The organism is Daejeonella sp., assembly GCF_030684675.1.
In the GTDB taxonomy this organism is placed as follows: domain Bacteria; phylum Bacteroidota; class Bacteroidia; order Sphingobacteriales; family Sphingobacteriaceae; genus Daejeonella.
In genome coordinates, this window is the sequence record NZ_JAUXXZ010000063.1 from 33,304 (window position 1) to 51,031 (window position 17,728).

At 38.9% G+C, this 17,728-nt stretch carries 12 protein-coding genes; 10 read left to right on the top strand and 2 right to left on the bottom strand.

Annotated features, from left to right (window positions below):
• Positions 1-94: 94 nt before the first annotated feature.
• Both Q8M41_RS13725 and Q8M41_RS13730 read right to left on the bottom strand, forming a co-directional pair.
• Entirely contained in the window at positions 95-3,073 is a 2,979-nt protein-coding gene (locus Q8M41_RS13725; RefSeq protein WP_305365849.1) for a histidine kinase, read from the bottom strand.
• A 37-nt stretch (positions 3,074-3,110) separates the two neighbouring features.
• Complete coding sequence (locus tag Q8M41_RS13730; RefSeq protein WP_305365850.1) at positions 3,111-3,893, bottom strand: LytTR family DNA-binding domain-containing protein; 783 nt, start codon at positions 3,891-3,893, stop codon at positions 3,111-3,113.
• 216 nt (positions 3,894-4,109) lie between these two features.
• Between Q8M41_RS13730 and Q8M41_RS13735 the strand changes: the two genes are divergently transcribed.
• From Q8M41_RS13735 to Q8M41_RS13780, 10 genes are all read left to right on the top strand, one after another.
• Positions 4,110-4,517, top strand: coding sequence for a hypothetical protein (locus Q8M41_RS13735; protein WP_305365851.1), 408 nt, complete (start codon positions 4,110-4,112; stop codon positions 4,515-4,517).
• A gap of 514 nt (positions 4,518-5,031) precedes the next feature.
• Positions 5,032-5,943: an MBL fold metallo-hydrolase gene (locus Q8M41_RS13740; protein ID WP_305365852.1), complete on the top strand. Its 912-nt coding sequence runs from the start codon at positions 5,032-5,034 to the stop codon at positions 5,941-5,943.
• Between the two features lie 581 nt (positions 5,944-6,524).
• Positions 6,525-7,709: a lipopolysaccharide assembly protein LapB gene (locus tag Q8M41_RS13745; RefSeq protein ID WP_305365853.1), complete on the top strand. Its 1,185-nt coding sequence runs from the start codon at positions 6,525-6,527 to the stop codon at positions 7,707-7,709.
• 5 nt (positions 7,710-7,714) lie between these two features.
• Entirely contained in the window at positions 7,715-9,121 is a 1,407-nt protein-coding gene (locus tag Q8M41_RS13750) for a tetratricopeptide repeat protein (RefSeq protein WP_305365854.1), read from the top strand.
• A 5-nt stretch (positions 9,122-9,126) separates the two neighbouring features.
• A complete protein-coding gene (locus Q8M41_RS13755; protein WP_305365855.1) occupies positions 9,127-10,554 on the top strand; it encodes a tetratricopeptide repeat protein in 1,428 nt (475 codons plus the stop codon).
• A gap of 3 nt (positions 10,555-10,557) precedes the next feature.
• Positions 10,558-11,943: a tetratricopeptide repeat protein gene (locus Q8M41_RS13760; protein ID WP_305365856.1), complete on the top strand. Its 1,386-nt coding sequence runs from the start codon at positions 10,558-10,560 to the stop codon at positions 11,941-11,943.
• 5 nt (positions 11,944-11,948) lie between these two features.
• Positions 11,949-13,352, top strand: a complete 1,404-nt coding sequence (locus Q8M41_RS13765; RefSeq protein WP_305365857.1) for a lipopolysaccharide assembly protein LapB — start codon at positions 11,949-11,951, stop codon at positions 13,350-13,352.
• 5 nt (positions 13,353-13,357) lie between these two features.
• Complete coding sequence (locus Q8M41_RS13770) at positions 13,358-14,776, top strand: tetratricopeptide repeat protein (RefSeq protein ID WP_305365858.1); 1,419 nt, start codon at positions 13,358-13,360, stop codon at positions 14,774-14,776.
• A gap of 5 nt (positions 14,777-14,781) precedes the next feature.
• Complete coding sequence (locus Q8M41_RS13775; RefSeq protein ID WP_305365859.1) at positions 14,782-16,194, top strand: tetratricopeptide repeat protein; 1,413 nt, start codon at positions 14,782-14,784, stop codon at positions 16,192-16,194.
• 85 nt (positions 16,195-16,279) lie between these two features.
• A complete protein-coding gene (locus Q8M41_RS13780; protein WP_305365860.1) occupies positions 16,280-17,440 on the top strand; it encodes an ATP-binding protein in 1,161 nt (386 codons plus the stop codon).
• Positions 17,441-17,728: the final 288 nt, after the last annotated feature.

Consider the following 17,728-nt stretch of genomic DNA (forward strand, 5'->3'; position numbering starts at 1 on the left):
GTTAATTTAAATGCTATTAATCACCAGGGCAAGACTCATCGCCTGACAGGCATTAACCATTGTGTGTGTGACAGTTATGAATGAGTGAGCGGTATTATTTCTGCTGCGCCTTTAGCCAGGCCAGGTGCAGCCCGGCGGGAATAAAGAGGCAGATTTTATTTCCGGGATTTTTTTCACTGGCAAATGCAGGCGACATCGAAATGGTAATGGCTTGCGAGCCAAAGTGGCTGAGTGCCGCAATTCGCTTTTTGATCAGTTCCATGCCCCGGCTTCTATGCCCGCTATCTTCTTTCAGGGCCAGACTGTTGGCTAAGCCGATTCCGTTATCTATGATGATGATCAGTAAATTTCCATCCTGTTGCTTCAAATCAATAAGCAATTCTCCGTCTATTGCCGAAGGCATAAGTCCATGCAGTAATGCATTCTCTAAAAGAGGCTGCAGGATCATTGTCGGAATCATCCAATCTTCCGGTTCTAAGTTTTCATCAATCATTATCTGATATGAAAACCGGTCATTAAAACGCATTTGCTCTAAACGCAGGTATATTTTTATATTTTCTATTTCCTGTTCCAGCGGGATAAACGATTGCTGGGCTGCTTCAAAGTTCTTCCGGATGAGGGAAGCAAAATCACTGAGATAGCGGTTGGCATTTTGCCTATCTTGTACATTAATATAATGCTGAATACTGTTAAGGGCATTGAACATAAAATGAGGATTCATTAAGGAGGTAAAAGCCTGTTGCTCCAGCGATGCGGTCTGTACCCCCGCAATTTCCTTCACCAATTTCGCTTCTTTCCTTCTTTTCTGGCGCCGGTTCACCAGGTAGAAAATTATTAATTGCATTACGGAAGCTATAATCAACCAAAACCATATTGCCTTCCAAAAGGGTGTGGCAATGTCAAATTGTATGGTGAGTGTTCTGGGGCTGATGTTCCCGTTTACATCTAACGCTCTAACCTGGATAACATGAGCGCCATTGTTCAGCTGAACGGTCAGCGTATTTTCATCTAAATTCGTCCAGTTTTCATTTTTATCCAGGGTGTACTGCAGGTTCTTAAAGTGACCGCTTAACTCGATACCGGCAAACTGCATTTGTATATTTTGCTGCTGATAGCCAAGTTTATATCGGGCAGACAGGATAGTATCCCGCTGATTAATAGTGATGCGAATCAATTTTACCGGTATATTAAATTTGGGAATAGAAATATTGGCGGGTATTACAGAAATACCCTTACCGGTAGCAGCGTAAATGGTATCCTTTTGATACAGCATTTCATTAATCGAATTATGGCTTAATCCGTCATTAACAGAGAGATTCTGAATGGAATAACTGATATTTCTGCCTTGTAATTTATAAGTAATGACACTGATGCCCTGGTTGGTTCCAAGCCATATCTTTCCGGGTCCTGCCGCGCTTATACTCAGCAAAGAGTTACTGATGATACCATCCTTTGCTGTAATATTTAACAATACCTTATCGTTCTTAACGATAACTAAGCCATTACTGGAAGTGGCAACCCATACCAGCTTATCGCGTGTTGCGCAAAGTGCTGTAATTCTATGGCTAAGCAAGGAGTTGCTTTGAGTTAGAGATGAAGAAACGTTCCTGTCATAATCATGCTTATATAAGCCATCTGTAGAACCATAATAGATAATCCCATCTGTTGTTCTCGTAAATGCCACGATCCTTTTATAGATACTACCCAGACGACTAACCTTTTCTGTCCGTGAGTTAAGCTGGTTTAAGCCCGAGGTCAACCCAAAAATGATGATGCTATCATTATAACTCATGGCTGTTTTTGCAGGATAACTTGATTGGTTTATTGGATTGACCAACTTCCTGGTATAATTCACATATATGCCTCCCTCAGAAAAAGTAAAGACTTTGTTTTGCGAAATCAATATTTTTTTTTGCCTGAAATCTTTGCTTTGCGAGGGTATGCGGTGGATTTTACTTGTCCTTCCGTCTGTTTCAACTACCTCACCGTAGGAATTCCCCGCCAGCAAGCTTCCATCCCGTTTGCGGGCAATACTTAAAAGAACTGTTCCCTGTAAATCAGGGGGCATTTCCATTGTTGTAAATTGGCTATTCTTATACAGAATTAATCCTTTATCAACGGTGCTTGCCCAAACGTTTCCCTTACTGTCGTTAAACATGGAGTTGGGCAAATAGTTGCCGCTTATAACTAGCAGCTGTTGCAGTGTTTTTTTATCAAAAACATAGATTTTACCAGAGTTTCCCAACAAATACACATAGGTTTGAGTAAATCCAGAGACGAAAAAACGTTCGGGAATCTTAAGTGAATCCATTTTAAAACGAAGAGGATTTACTTTAAAATCACTGTAAATCAAGCATTTGCTCAGAGATGGATAGAAAATATATAATTTTCCATCGTCAACGGAGGGTTTTATATTTCGGGCGGAAAGGTCGTTTCGGCTCGTAGTTGTTATCACGAGACTATCAATAAACGCTGTACCCTTTGTTTGGTAGATCTTTGTTTGAAACAAGTTTAACACAGGATCAAGCTTGTTTCCTGTCCATCTCAATAGGGTTCCATCCTTGTTTTCCTTAAAAAGAAAATTACCAATCTTTAAAGTAGGGTATTCAATTAGTTTATTGTTACGGAAAATAAAAGATCCCCGTTCATTCACATATAATACGCCGCCTTCCTTCAGCGGATAAGAATACATATTGCTTGTACCCTCGCTTACTTTTGCCAGGCTGCTGTTTTCCCTTGCGTTTATGAACCTGTTTTGCACCTCGTCAAAATACGCCGGACCCTGTTTAAAACAGTTCACCCAGATCCGTCCGCTATTTTCTTTCATAACTTCCAGCACATCGTTATCGGGCAAACCCTGCAGGGTAGTAAATACCTGGAAACGTTTCCCGTCAAACCTTGCAATTCCGGCATCAGTGGCTACCCATAAAAATCCTGAGTTGTCTTCAATACATTTGTATACATTATTGCTCGGCAGGCCATCACTTACGGTAAAAGCAGTATATTTTGATTGCTGTGCATGACAGGTAAGGCTTATAAAAAAAATTAGCAAAAGAAAAGCCACAAAACGCATACAAACGATTATTATACAGAGAATTGTATAGAAGGTACTATTTATTTTTGCCAAACATCAAACTGGCCATTTTCATTTTGTCGAGAAAGATGTCCAACTGCCTCCGGCTGATGCTCCACTGGTTTCCATCGCTCATTTTGACAATGCCACCATCAATTGTGCTGTATTCCTTAATATACCTGAGATTGACAATATAAGATTTATGGATCCTTGCAAACTGCTTCGTATCCAGCAACTCTTCAAAATCTTTCAGTGTTTTACTGATCACCAGTTTCTGCATATCCTTCATATGAATAATGGTATAGTTGCTGTCAGCCTGAAGGGATACCATATCATCAACCTCAATAAAGCTAATGCTTCCTAGTTGCGGCAATGCGATTTTTTGGGGTGGCATTTTTTTATTAACTGTTTCCAGAAGATGCTGAAGTAAAGCATGATTCTGTTCCAATGCAGCCGGGTTGTTTAGTGACCTTTTTACTTTTTCTACTGCTTTTTGAAGCTCATCAATATTAACAGGCTTTAAAATATAATCAACAGCGCTGGCCTTAATAGCCTGCAGTGCATATTCATTGTGTGCGGTTACAAAAACTACTTTAAAATTTTGAAAGCTAAGGCTTTTTAGAAATTGAAATCCATCCTCAACCGGCATATTAATATCCAGGAAGATCACATCTGCATGATAAGTCTGTAACCATTCCCGTGCCTCTCTGGCATTCTGTGCTTTACCGGCAACTTCTATCCCCTCACAGTCATGATGCAAAAGGAATTCCAGGCTTGTCAGGTTATTCACTTCATCATCAACTAACAATGCTTTCATCATGCCTGAGAAATTTAAATTTAAAGGTAATCATTGTACTGGCGATTTATTGAACCGTTGTGCAAGTGCAGATTGTGACTGAGTGTAAGATAAAATGATTGAGCGAACGGTAAGAAGATCTAAGATAATGACAGCCACCAAAATGCCACTAACAGAATGGTTTTATTGAGATGATGCTATGTTCTTGTTCTTACTCATCCATCCATTGAACTCCTCTATTTGCTTGATTTTTCTGGGGACTATCTTACCTCACAGCTGCTTACAACACATCCTGAGCGGTTCCTTACGGTCACCCAGGGAGGATCAGCAGGTCGTTTCCGCTGGACTGCACACGATGAAGATAGTTATGAGCAGCAGGCCCTGGAAATAGAACGCTTAGGTTTTAGTCCATCGCTGGAACTCTTTCTTGCAGCACGCAATACACCGAAACTGACTGAAGAAGAAATCAAGATTCGATCGGAGAAGGCCCTGGCTAACCCTAATCAGGATCGCTTCGCCCGAGCCGTTATGATACGCTCGTACCGCGAACAAACCATTACCCCCTGCACAGTTGCTGCGGTTGGAGTGCCCACTTTAGGCATTGTTGGAAGCGCCGATCCCCTCCTGTCAGAACTTCGGGACTTATAAAAGCTAAGGCCAGATATGAAGCTCGTAGTGATTAATGAAGCTACACATGAAAGTGCCATACTACGGCCCGAATTTATTGTAGCGATTCGTGAGTTCCTCGCTTCTAATCGCCAAACTCCTTTGCGATGAATTCAGATTGAAAATGAGAAAGAAAACCATTGCCAAGCTGAAGTTTGAAGCAATGGTCTTATTTTCCAATACAGAAAGTAAAAACTATTGGTTATCAAGCACTTAACCAATTAAGTAGAAAATTTCAAAAAATATTAGTCGGGCATCGAACCGGATTAACCGCCTAAAACCGTTTAGAAATAGTACAAAGCCTGATTAAGCTAATACATCTTATACTCAACTTCGGCATTATATATCCTTAGTTATTATTCAAGTACTATTATATTTATGTTTAAGGAATTCTCATTCGTACATTGTAAGATAAATGATCTATTCTACATTCTCGATACTATATGTGAAATTATTATAGACAAATAATGGTTAATAAAATTATTCTACTACTGTAGTGAAACAGATAAAGGTTTATTTTTTTGCAATATTCTTACCGCTCATTACCTTGAGTGCTGTATTTTCTCAGGAACAGCCTGCCCGTATAACGATTCTGTACGATGCATTTGGAAAGGCTTCTCCCTTAAAGAGAGGCTGGGGCTACTCCGCACTTGTCGAATATGCTGGTAAGCGGGTGCTTTTCGATACAGGAGGGGATAACGACAAGTTTGCATACAATGTGAAGGCACTGGGCCTTGATCTCAGCCGATTAGATCTGGTCGTCCTGAGCCATCGTCACGGAGATCATACGAGCGGCCTCAATTATGTCCTGAGCATCAATCCTGGTGTCAAAATATATACCCCTTCAGAAGGAGGCGCATTTGGCACTCCAATTAGTCCAGCTTTATTGAAGCTAATTCAAGTCAGGGTTGAAGCGGTTCCAGAGGACTTGCGTTATTTTGATGGTAACCCGCCAGAAAAAATGTCGTTCGGTACTCCCTGGCCGGGCGCAAAATTCATTCAGATCAGGGAGCCAACGGAGGTTCTGCCAGGCTTCTTTTTATTCTCTACAACGTCTGATGTGTCCGGAACTAAGGAAATGAACGAAATTTCAATGGCAATACGCACGCCCAGGGGCATCGTTCTAATTTCCGGTTGTTCGCATCCTGGGATCGAAAAGATCATTGAAACCGCTTCGAAAATTGATTCGCGGATCTACTCTATCCTGGGCGGGTTTCATCTAGTCGATGTTTCGGATTCAGGAGTCACAGGATTGGCCAGATCATTTCGTGATAAATGGAAGATTGAACGTATGGCACCCAGTCACTGTACCGGCCAGCTTGCTTTTTCAGAATTCATTAGGGTATACGGTGATAAGTTTGACCATGCTGGCCTGGGATCAATTATTAGCTTGCCGTCCGGCAATTAAATTTTCGGCGATGTTTGGAACTCTTTACCCCTCCTTCCTGCCTGAAAGGAGCTACCCTGTACACACAAATATTACGAGATTAAACGAGCAAAAGATTGATTTAAATTGAGTTGTATAACATCATAGAGGATATAAAGAATTGCAAAAGATATGTATAGAAGGTTCCCGCTTTCGCGGACAAGGCGATGCGATATATTATAGGAATACGGCCTTCGCCGGAATCTAAATGTACGGTCGTTTCCACTCCGATCCCGGAAGGCCGGGATCTCCCAATTAACAACAAAACGTTGTCATTCCGGCGCAGGCCGAAACCTCCATATTAAAAAAATGTGTGTACAGGGTAGCTGAAAGGAGGCCTGACAGTCTACAGGCTTAATCAATATCTCCTTCAAGAGCTAAACTTCATAGTACTACTCAATTAAAAAAGATAACTAATAATTATGTATTTTTAATTTAGGATATTATAAGCTGGGGAGAAAACTGGGGTTGAACATAGCTAGCTGTAAAAACCGTCCTGGATTGGTGCTTTGTGTTATGAAGTAAGAAACTCCGCACGAGGCTGTGGTAAATAATTTAACTCTATGTTGAAGATAATCCTTTTGCTTCTCCTTACTTTCTGCTTCTCAACCAAGAGTTACGATCAAACTAGCGCTAAAGACAGTCTGAAAACCTTGCTTAAAAAAGAAAAGCGGGATACCGTTAGAGTAATTTTATTAGCCGACCTTTCTTATTATTACTCTAACAACCATCCGGATACTGCCATACAACTAGCTTTAGATGCTTTGTCTCTCGCCAAAAGAATTGGGTTCATTAAATGCCAGGCCCTCAGCTTAAACAGAATCGGTACGGATGGTTTAGCGCACATTAACATTGCGAGAAGTTATTTATCCTTAAAAGAATATGCGTTGGCAAGAGCCTATTCTAACCAGGCCTACGAAATAGCAAACAAGAGGAACAATCGTACTCGAATTGGAAATGCTTTATACGTGACTGGCGCAATCTATTCAGGAACAGGGCACAAAAACCTTGCGTTAGAATATTTCCGTCTAAGCATACCATATTCAAAAATGACGGAAAATCATGTGAATTTAGCTAACACTTATCTAGGCATGGCGCAGCTATTCAGAAAAGATCAGAGGATAGATTCAACTTTATTTTATGTAAAGAAGGCCTTCACTATTACCCGAAAAGCCGGGTTTACAAAAGGAACTCTTGAATCAAGCACGTTCCTTTCTACCATTTATGAGGAAAAAGGAAATTCAGACAGTGCTTTCTTTTATCTAAAGGCGGCTAAACTTGCTAAAGACTCATTATTCAATCAGCAGAATATTAACCAGGTCCACAATCTCGGTTTTGAAGAAAAAATTCGACAGATAGAAATTGCTACTACAGAATTAAAAGACAAAGAAGAACGATCACATAACCTTCAATATGCTGCCATCGCGATTGTTTTGATCACTTTCCTTATTTCATTCCTTATTCTGAGCCGCAGCATCATCGTAAAAACTAAGTTTATCGAATTTTTTGGTGTGCTTGGTTTACTGGCTGTGTTCGAATTCATCAACCTGTTTATTCATCCATACCTGGCTCATGCTTCAAATGATTCGCCAGTCCTGATGCTGCTGGTACTAATTGTTATCGGGGGAATGCTGGTACCACTGCATCATAAACTGGAGCAATGGATTACTAAAATAATGGTGGAAAAGAATAAGAAAATTCGGCTGGATGCTGCGAAGAAAACCATAGCTACTCTAGAACCAAATTAATGGTTATGAAAAAAATAATTTTACTGCTGTTTGCTTATTCTTTGTGCCTGACAAACAGTAAGGCTCAATCAACACATCAGGCAAAGGTGAGAGATAGCCTGAAAATTTTATTAAAAAAGGAAAAGCAGGATACCAACAGGGTGATGTTACTAGTCCAACTCAGTAATGCGTACACTAGTGATAAACCAGATACTGTTATGCTTCTGGCATTAGAAGCTTTTTCTCTTTCAAAACGTCTTGCATTCATCAAAGGACAAGCTAATAGTTTGGGGAGAATCGGCGGCGTTTACCGTGTTCTAGGCAATTTTCCTAAAGCAATGGAATTTTCGTTAAAGGCTTTGAAGCTGAATGAAAAAATTGATAATCTTGCTGGCATAGCAGGTAACCTCAGTAATATAGGACTTATATATCGTGATCAAGAACAATACCATCAGGCAATTGATTATTTTTTGAAAGCGAAAAAACTAAGAGAACAGCTAAACATTAGCGATAGAACTCAGTTAGTTACCATCACCAGTATTGGGAAAAGTTATTTGGGGTTAAAACAATATGATTCTGCGAGAGTCCATGCCCAGCAGGCATATGAAATAGCAAGCAAGACAAATAGCACAATTAAAGGAATCCCATTATCTCTAATGGGGAGTATTTATTCGGAAACAGGACAAAAGAAACTTTCGTTGGAATATTACCGTCTGAGCTTACCCTATTTAAAGCTGGCGAAGGACAATATAAACCTAAACATTACATTTCTTGGTATTGCTAAATTGTTTGAAGTTGAAGGGCAGATAGACTCAACCTTGTTTTATGCAAACCATGCATTCGAGACTAGTAGAGGTGCAGGACTTACTATTGGAATCCGTGATGCCAGTAGTTTCTTATCTTCCTTTTACGAAAATAGAAGGAATGCTGATAAAGCCTTGTTTTACCATAAAGTAGCAAAAGCAGCTAACGATTCTTTATCTAGCATGGAAAAAATCAACCAATTTCAGAGCCTTAGTTTTGATGAAAAAATCAGACAAAGTGAAGTCACAGCAGCAGAATTAAAAGCAAAATTAGATAGAAAACACAATCTTCAGTATGCAGCTATTGCCACTGGTTTGATCGCCTTCATCATCCTATTCTTTGTCCTCAGCCGCAGCATTATTGTAAAAACTAAATTCATTGAGTTTTTTGGTGTGCTGGGTTTGTTAGCTGTATTTGAGTTCATCAACCTGTTTATTCATCCCTACCTGGCTCACCTTACAAATGATTCTCCGGTTTTAATGCTGGGGATATTAATTGCAATTGGAGCTTTACTCATCCCGTTTCATCATAAACTGGAGATGTGGATCACTAAAGTAATGGTTGAAAAGAATAAGAAAATACGGTTGGAAGCGGCGAAGAAAACCATAGCGTCTTTAGAACCAAATTAACGCTTATGAGAAAGATAATTCTACTAATAGCCGCTTTCGTTTGGCTGACTAATGTTGAAGCGCAGACGAAACATCATATCGACAGCTTAAATAAGGTAGTTGCTACTACAAAACAGGATACGGAAAAAGTAATGACACTTTTGAGACTTAGTATCCTTAATAAAAATAATCCTGTAAGTAAATTTTCAATAGCAAATAAAGCATTAGTATTAGCAAGAAAAATAAAATTTGAAAAAGGTGAAGCAGATTGTTACTACGCCTTAGGTGATTATTTTATCAATATCAGTGATTATCCCCAATCATTGGAATACAACCTAAAAGCTTTAAAATTAAGCGAGAAGCTTGATTATTCGCCTGGTATTGTTAGGTCATTAGGTGCTGTAGGCCATGTTTATAGTACTCTGCAAAACGATGAAGCAGCATTAGCTTATTACTTTAAACAGTCAGAGGTTTTAACGCAAAATATTATACCACTCCAATCGAGCTCATGGGCCTTATTATATACTAGAATTAGCAGAATTTATCTAAGACAAAACAAGCTTGATTCTGCTTTAATATACTCCATGAGAAGTAATGAGAAGGCTACCAAAGCAAAAACTAATTTAGGACTTGTATTAACAGATTTGGCAAATGTATACACAGCCATGGGTAACTCCGAACTGGCTTTTTTATATTACCGGATGAGTATGGCACAAGCAAAACAAAATAACAACATGGCTGCTTTAGGCAGCTGCTACCTTGCTCTAGCCAAATTATTTATTAAAACTTCCACTAAAGATTCCGCTATTTATTACGCAAAGCAGGCACTTACCCTATCTGGCTCCAGACAAAATAAAGAGGGACTGATGAATTCTGCCAAACTACTAGCGCAACTTTATGAAAACAAAGACAATACAGATGCGAAATATTACAAGATGGCAATGGAAGCACAAGAGAGTATTTCCAGCGGGGCTCAAATAGCACAAATTCAGAGCCTGTCTTTTACTGAACAAGAAAGGCAAAGAGAGGTCAACGAGTCCAAATTAAAAGAAGCGGAAGAAAGAAAACACAACCTCCAATTTGCCGCCATAGCAATCGGACTTATAACCTTTATCATCCTATTTTTTGCCCTCAGCCGCAGTATTATCGTCAAAACCAAATTCATTGAATTTTTTGGTGTGCTTCTACTGCTTGCTGTATTCGAATTTATCAATCTGTTTATTCATCCTTACCTGGCGCATGCTACAGATGACTCGCCAGTGCTGATGCTGCTTATACTCATTATTATAGGTGCAATGCTGGTACCACTGCATCACAAGCTTGAGAAGTGGATCACTAAAATAATGGTGGAGAAAAATAAGAAGATACGTTTGGAAGCAGCGAGGAAAACTATTGAAAATCTGGAGCCAACCGTTGCCGAAGCATCTACAGGTAGAACTGAACAAACTATTTAGATTATGAAAAGTATCATTCTTTTTTTGGCAGCTTTCTTTTGCATCACAAGCTTGAACGCTCAAAACTTTAACGTAGGTAAGAATACAAAAGACAGCCTGAAAATTCTATTGCAAAAAGAAAAGCAGGACACCGGTAGGGTGATGTTATTGACTGAACTTGCTTACGCGTTCAATACCAATAATCGAGATACTACCATAATACTGGCATTGGAAGCCTTGTCACTTTCACAGCGAATTGGATTCGTCAAGGGACAAGCAGCCAGTTTGATAAGAATAGGAAGCTATTATAATGCTTCAGGCAATAGGGCAAAAGCCATGGAAGTTTTTTTGAAGGCTCTGAAGCTCAGTGAAAAAATAAACTACATTAATGGTATATCAGGAAGCCTTAATAACATAGGACTTATTTATCACCTTCAAGGAGAATATCATCAGGCAATTGATTATTATTTGAAAGCAAAAAAACTGAATGGACGAAATAACCGGGAGATTGCAACCAATCTTAGGCTTCTTGGCAGCAGCTATTTCCAGTTAAAACGTTATGATTCTGCAAAAGTCTATACCCAGCAGATATACCAGGTTACAGGAAAAGAGCCGTTTGACTTACTTGGAAATATTTATTCAGGAATGGGGCAAAAGAAACTTGCCCTGGAATATTATCGTCTGCAAATGCCAATTACAAGAAAAAACGAAAGCAATATGGGATTGGGATCTTTGTCTCTTCAGATGGCTAGAATGTTTGAAAGTGAAGGACAGATGGATTCCACGCTGGTTTATGCAAACCAGGCATTCAAAATTTTAAAAGGGGCCGGGTTTACATCTGGCACTCTTAATGCCAGTAGTTTTCTGTCTTCTTTTTACGAACGCAAAGGAAATGCAGATAGCGCCTTCTTCTATCTCAAAATAGCGAAAGCTGCTAACGATTCTCTATTCGGTCGGGAAAGAGTTAATCAACTTCATGGTCTTGGTTTTGACGAAAAGCTAAGGCAAATTGAAATCACAGCCGTCGAACTAAAAGAAGCAGAAGATAGAAAACACAACCTTCAATATGCCGCCATTGCTATCGGACTTATCACTTTTATCATATTATTTTTCGCTCTCAGCCGCAGCATTATCGTAAAAACTAAATTCATCGAGTTTTTTGGCATTCTTGGGTTATTGGCCGTATTCGAATTCATCAATCTTTTTATACATCCCTACCTAGCTCATGTTACAAATGATTCACCAGTGTTAATGCTGGGTATACTAATTGCCATTGGAGCTTTGCTCATCCCGTTTCATCATAAACTGGAGCAATGGATTACTAAAATAATGGTGGAGAAAAATAAGAAGATACGTTTGGAAGCAGCGAGGAAGACTATAGCAACATTGGAGGGATCACCAGTTACTTAAAGCTTATGAAAAAAATACTACTATTACTCGTTGCTTTCTTCTGTCTTGCAAATAGTTATGGTCAAACAAACCTTCTAAAGGATAGCCTGACAACATTATTAAAGAAGGAAAGGCAAGACACCAGCAGGGCATTACTATTAGCCGCACTTAGCCGCACATACGCACTTAATAAACCAGATACGGCTATTACGCTCGCACTGGAAGCCTTGTCGCTGTCACAACGTATTGCATTTGCAAAAGGAGAAGTAGCCAGTTTGAGTGGAATTGGTAACGCTTATCGGGCAATCGGCAATTTACCTAAAGCAATGGGAGCTTATTTACAGGCGCTAAAGCTTAGCGAAAAAATTAGTCACTCTGGCGGTATAGGATTAAGTCTCCATGATATAGGAACAATTTATATCGCACAGGGTGAATACCATAAAGCAATCTACTATTTGTTGAAATCACAAAAGCTTCATAAAGAGATCAATAAATATCTTGTTACGAATGGCATGAGCGAAGTCAGACTTGGAAATAGCTATTTCGGGTTAAAGCAATATGATACAGCAAGAGTCTATACCCAACAAGCATATGAGAAAGCAAGAAAGCTTAATAATCCCTTTGCAACAGGAGTCGCTTTAACTTTAATGGGCGACATTTACACAGAAACAGGACAAAGAAAACTTGCACTGGAATATTACAGACTGAGCATACCTTATAATAAGTTAGGAAATGAACTGAGCTTAACGGATACATTCCTTGGTATAGCCAAATTGTTTGCGAATGAAGGACAAATGGATTCAACTCTATTTTATGCAAATCAAGCTTTCGAAATTAGTAGAGGAGCAGGATTTACTTTGAAAATGCGAGATGTAAGTAGTTTGTTATCTTCCTTTTATGAGAACCGGGGAAACACAGATAGAGCCTTGTTTTACTTAAAAATAGCTTCAGCAGCGAAGGATTCTCTATCCAGCCAGCAAAGAATTAATCAACTTAAAAGCCTTGACTTTGATGAAAAACTCAGACAACAAGAAATTGCAATGACCGAATTAAAAACTGAAGAAGATAAACGACACAATCTTCAATTCGCAGCTCTGGCCATTGGCCTGATCACTTTCATCATCTTATTTTTTGCACTTAGCCGCAGCATTATCGTCAAGACTAAGTTCATTGAATTCTTTGGTATTCTCGGTTTGTTAGCTGTATTTGAGTTCATCAATCTTTTTATTCATCCCTACCTGGCTCATGCTACAAACGACTCGCCTGTGCTCATGTTGCTTGTACTTATTGTAATAGGTGGCCTGCTGGTACCGCTTCACCATAAACTGGAGAAATGGATCACTAAAATAATGGTAGAGAAGAATAAGAAAATACGGTTGGATGCGGCCAGGAAAACTATCGCAAATCTGGAAGGTGCTCCAGTTACTTAAATCTTATGAAAAGACTAATATTTTTGATCACCTTGATCTTTATCTCAAAGAGCCTTTTTGCCCAGACGAAACAGCAGATCGATAGCTTAAAGAATGTTATCGCTACTACAACACAGGATACTGCGAAGGTTATGGCACTTTGCTTACTTAGCCGATATGAGTTGGATAATGTAAGAAAATTTTCAATAGTAGCTAAAGCATTAGCATTAGCTAGAAAGATAAAGTTTGAAAAAGGTGAAGCACAATGTTACAATCAATTGGGCAATTATTTTAGAATTACCAGTGATTATCCCCAATCATTGGAATACAACTTAAAAGCTTTAAAAATAAGAGAGAAGGATCCTTATACCCAAGAGTATTTTAGTTCATTAAATGATATAGGCCTTGTATATTCAGACCAGCAAAACAATGAAGCAGCATTAGCTTATTATTTTAAAGCGGAAGAGATTTTGGGACGAACTAAAGTACCGTATAATGGGCTCTTTTTATTTACAAGAATTGGCGCCATTTATCTACGGCAAAATAAGCTGGACTCCGCTTTAATATATTACACTAAAAGTTATGAAAAAGCCAGGAAAGCTTGGAAATCTCATTTAAGTGGTCCATTAATAGGTTTAGGGAATGTGCACAATGCAATGGGTAACACAGAACTTGCTTTTTCATATTATCGGATGAGTATAGCTAGCATTGCAGATAACCGATTAGTCATGTTACCTCAAAGTTACATGGGGCTTGCCAGACTATTCATGAAGACAAGTAATAAAGATTCTGCATTCTATTATGCAAAACAGGCGATGGCTATGCACAATCAGAGACAAAGTAAAGCCGGTGTGATGAGTGCTGCCAAACTACTAGCGCAACTATATGAAAACAGGGACGGTAACGAAGCAGCCCGATATTATAAAATGGCATTGGAGGCAACTGACAGTGTTTTCAGTGGTTCTAGAACAGTTCAGATCCAAAACATGTCTTTTGCTGAAGCGGAAAGACAAAGAGAGATCAATGAGTCCAAGTTAAAAGATGCAGAAGACAGAAAACACAATCTCCAATTTGCAGCTATTGCCATTGGGCTGATCACATTTATCATTCTGTTTTTTGTCCTCAGCCGCAGCATTATTGTAAAGACTAAGTTCATTGAGTTTTTCGGTGTGCTTCTACTGCTTGCTGTATTCGAATTCATTAACTTGTTTATTCATCCCTACCTGGCGCATGCTACAGATGACTCGCCAGTGCTGATGCTGCTTATACTCATTATTATCGGTGCAATGCTGGTACCACTGCATCACAAGCTTGAGAAATGGATCACTAAAATCATGGTGGAGAAGAATAAGAAAATTAGGTTAGAGGCTGCCAGAAAAACTATCGAAAGCCTGGAGCCCGTCCTCCCTATTAATGCGGTGGGTAAAACTGAACAGAATCTTTAAAGATTATGAAAAAAATAATTTTTCTTTTATTAACTAATTTCTTTTCCCTGACAACAGTGCATGCTCAAACACATGTTAGGGATAGCCTGAAACTATTACTGCAAAAAGAAAAAACAGACACCAGCCGTGTTTTACTTTTATCTGATCTTGCTTTCGAATACGTAGGATCAAAACCGGATACAATGATGGTGCTGGCTTTAGAAGGCTTATCACTGTCAAGCCGCATAGGTTTTCTAAAAGGAGAAGCAGTAAGTCTAAACAGGATTGGAGGTGCATTTTCTAATTTAGGTAATTATCCTCAGGCAATGGAATCCCTACTTCAGGCATTAAAGATCAATGAAAAGATGAAAAATCTTGATGGAATGGGAAGAAATCTTAACCAAATTGGAGGTATTTATTATGCACAAGGAGATTACAGGCTTGCTTTAGATTATTATGTGAAGGCAACTGCATTAGCAGAAAAAATGAATAATAAGATTTTACTCTCTATTTACCTCAATGGTGTTGGGAGGACTTATATGAATTTAAAAAAAATTGATTCTGCAAGACTTTTCGTACAACAAGCGTATAATGTAGCATATGAGGTTCATAATTCCAGGATAATTGGCAGTTCATTAACCTATTTGGGAGACATCCATTCTGCAACACGACAAGACAGGCTGGCATTGGAATATTACCGGCTAAGTATTCCTTATTCAGAAAAAGCAGAAAATTATGCGGGTCTAAGCGGAACCTTTCTGGGCATGGCAAAATTATTTGAAAAAAGCGGACAGAATGATTCCAGTCTTATTTATGCAAAAAGGGCTTTTTTATTTGTTAAGGAAAAAGGATTTACAAAAGCAATTCTTGATGCCAGCAGCTTCTTATCCACTTTTTACAGGAACAGGCGGAATATGGATAGCTTACTCTTTTACCAGGACATCTCTAAATCGGCTTACGATTCTTTATTCAGTCAGCAAAAAACCATGCAGCTTCAAAGTATTGGCTTTGATGAAAAACTCAGACAAATGGAAATTGCGGAAGATAGAAAGAACAATCTCCAATTTGCAGCTATGGCCATTGGACTGATCACCTTTATTATCCTGTTTTTCGCACTCAGCCGCAGCATTATCGTAAAAACTAAATTCATTGAATTCTTTGGAATTCTTGGCTTGCTTGCGGTGTTCGAATTCATCAATCTTTTTATACATCCATACCTCGCGCATCTGACCAATGATTCTCCGGTTTTGATGCTGGGAGTGCTAATTGCAATCGGGGCCTTGCTAATACCATTTCATCATAAATTGGAGAAATGGATCACTAAAATAATGGTGGAGAAGAATAAGAAAATACGGCTGGAAGCGGCGAAGAAAACGATAGCAATCTTGGAACCCGCCTTCGTTGAAACTACTGCGGGTAAAACTGAACAAAGCGATTGACAAATCACAATTTTTCGGGATATAAACATTGGACAAATCCGGAATTAAATTCCGGATTTGTCCAAAATAGTCGTATCTTTAACCTATGATTCAGCGTACAGCAGCAATAAGGTTGATGAAACTTGCAAAAACATTCCGCAGCGTTGCAGTGGTAGGGCCCAGGCAAAGCGGCAAAACCACTCTTTGCAGAAATGTTTTTCCGCAAAAGCCTTATGTTTCATTAGAAAACCCCGACATATTGGAATTCGCCGATTCCGACCCAAGGGGTTTCCTTTCTCAATATAGAAACGGCGCTATACTAGATGAAATACAACGAGCGCCTCACTTATTTTCTTATTTACAGCAGGTGCTGGATGAAACAAAAAAGAAAGGGTTGTTCGTACTAACTGGTTCCAACAATTTTTTATTGCAGGAAAATATTACACAAACTCTCTCAGGCAGAATTGCATATTTAACTTTGCTGCCATTATCGCTAAAGGAATTAAAAGACAGCAAAAAAATAAAAGCAGATTACGGCTGGCATATCCTGCATGGTGGGTATCCCGAAGTAATTGCAAAAAAAATAAATCCGGCAGACTGGTATACAAGCTATATAAATACTTATGTTGAAAGAGATGTCAGGCAATTAAAAAATATCAGCAACCTTTCTCAGTTTACAAAATTACTCCGCTTATGTGCCGGACGAACAGGACAGTTACTCAACCTGACTTCTCTTTCCAACGATTGTGGCATTGACCAGAAAACTGTATCTGCCTGGTTAAGTATTTTGCAAAGCAGTTATATCATTTATTTATTAAAACCTTATCACGGTAATTTTAATAAGCGGATCATAAAAACATCCAAACTTTATTTTTACGATACAGGTGTTGCCTCTTCTTTGCTTGGCATTACTAATGCAAAGCAAATAGCTACCCATGCTGCCAAAGGAGCTTTATTTGAAAACATGATAGTTTCTGATCTTTTGAAAGAAAGATTCAATAAAGGTGCTGCCGATAACCTTTATTTCTGGCGTGATAAAACAGGAAATGAAGTAGATATATTATTAGATACAGCAGGTAAATTAACAGCATTAGAATTGAAAGCCGGGGAAACAATATCAACCGACTTCTTTAAAGGCCTGGAATATTTTTCTTCATTAAAATCCAATACTGTTCAAAAAACAGTAATCTATGGTGGGAAGCAAGAACAGACAAGGAGCAACGATATTATAGTAAAACCATGGGATAAATATCCCTCTACATCATAAACTTGAGAAATGAATAACCAAAAAAATGGTGGAGAAAAATAATAAGATAAGGTTAGAAGCAGCAAAGAAAACGATTGAGCAATTGGGAGGCTAAATTAATTTGTACACAAGGGTAACACTATTTCATCGATTCCATTTTTGCATATTTTTGCAAAAATGGAATTATCCGCTGTTCGCCATGTTCTGCAAGGCATGTCGAATTTTAGATGATGCGGGTTTTAAACCCGCTTTTATTAAGAGTACGGGATGCGCAGGCTAACATCCCGAACAGCGAAATCCGGAATAATT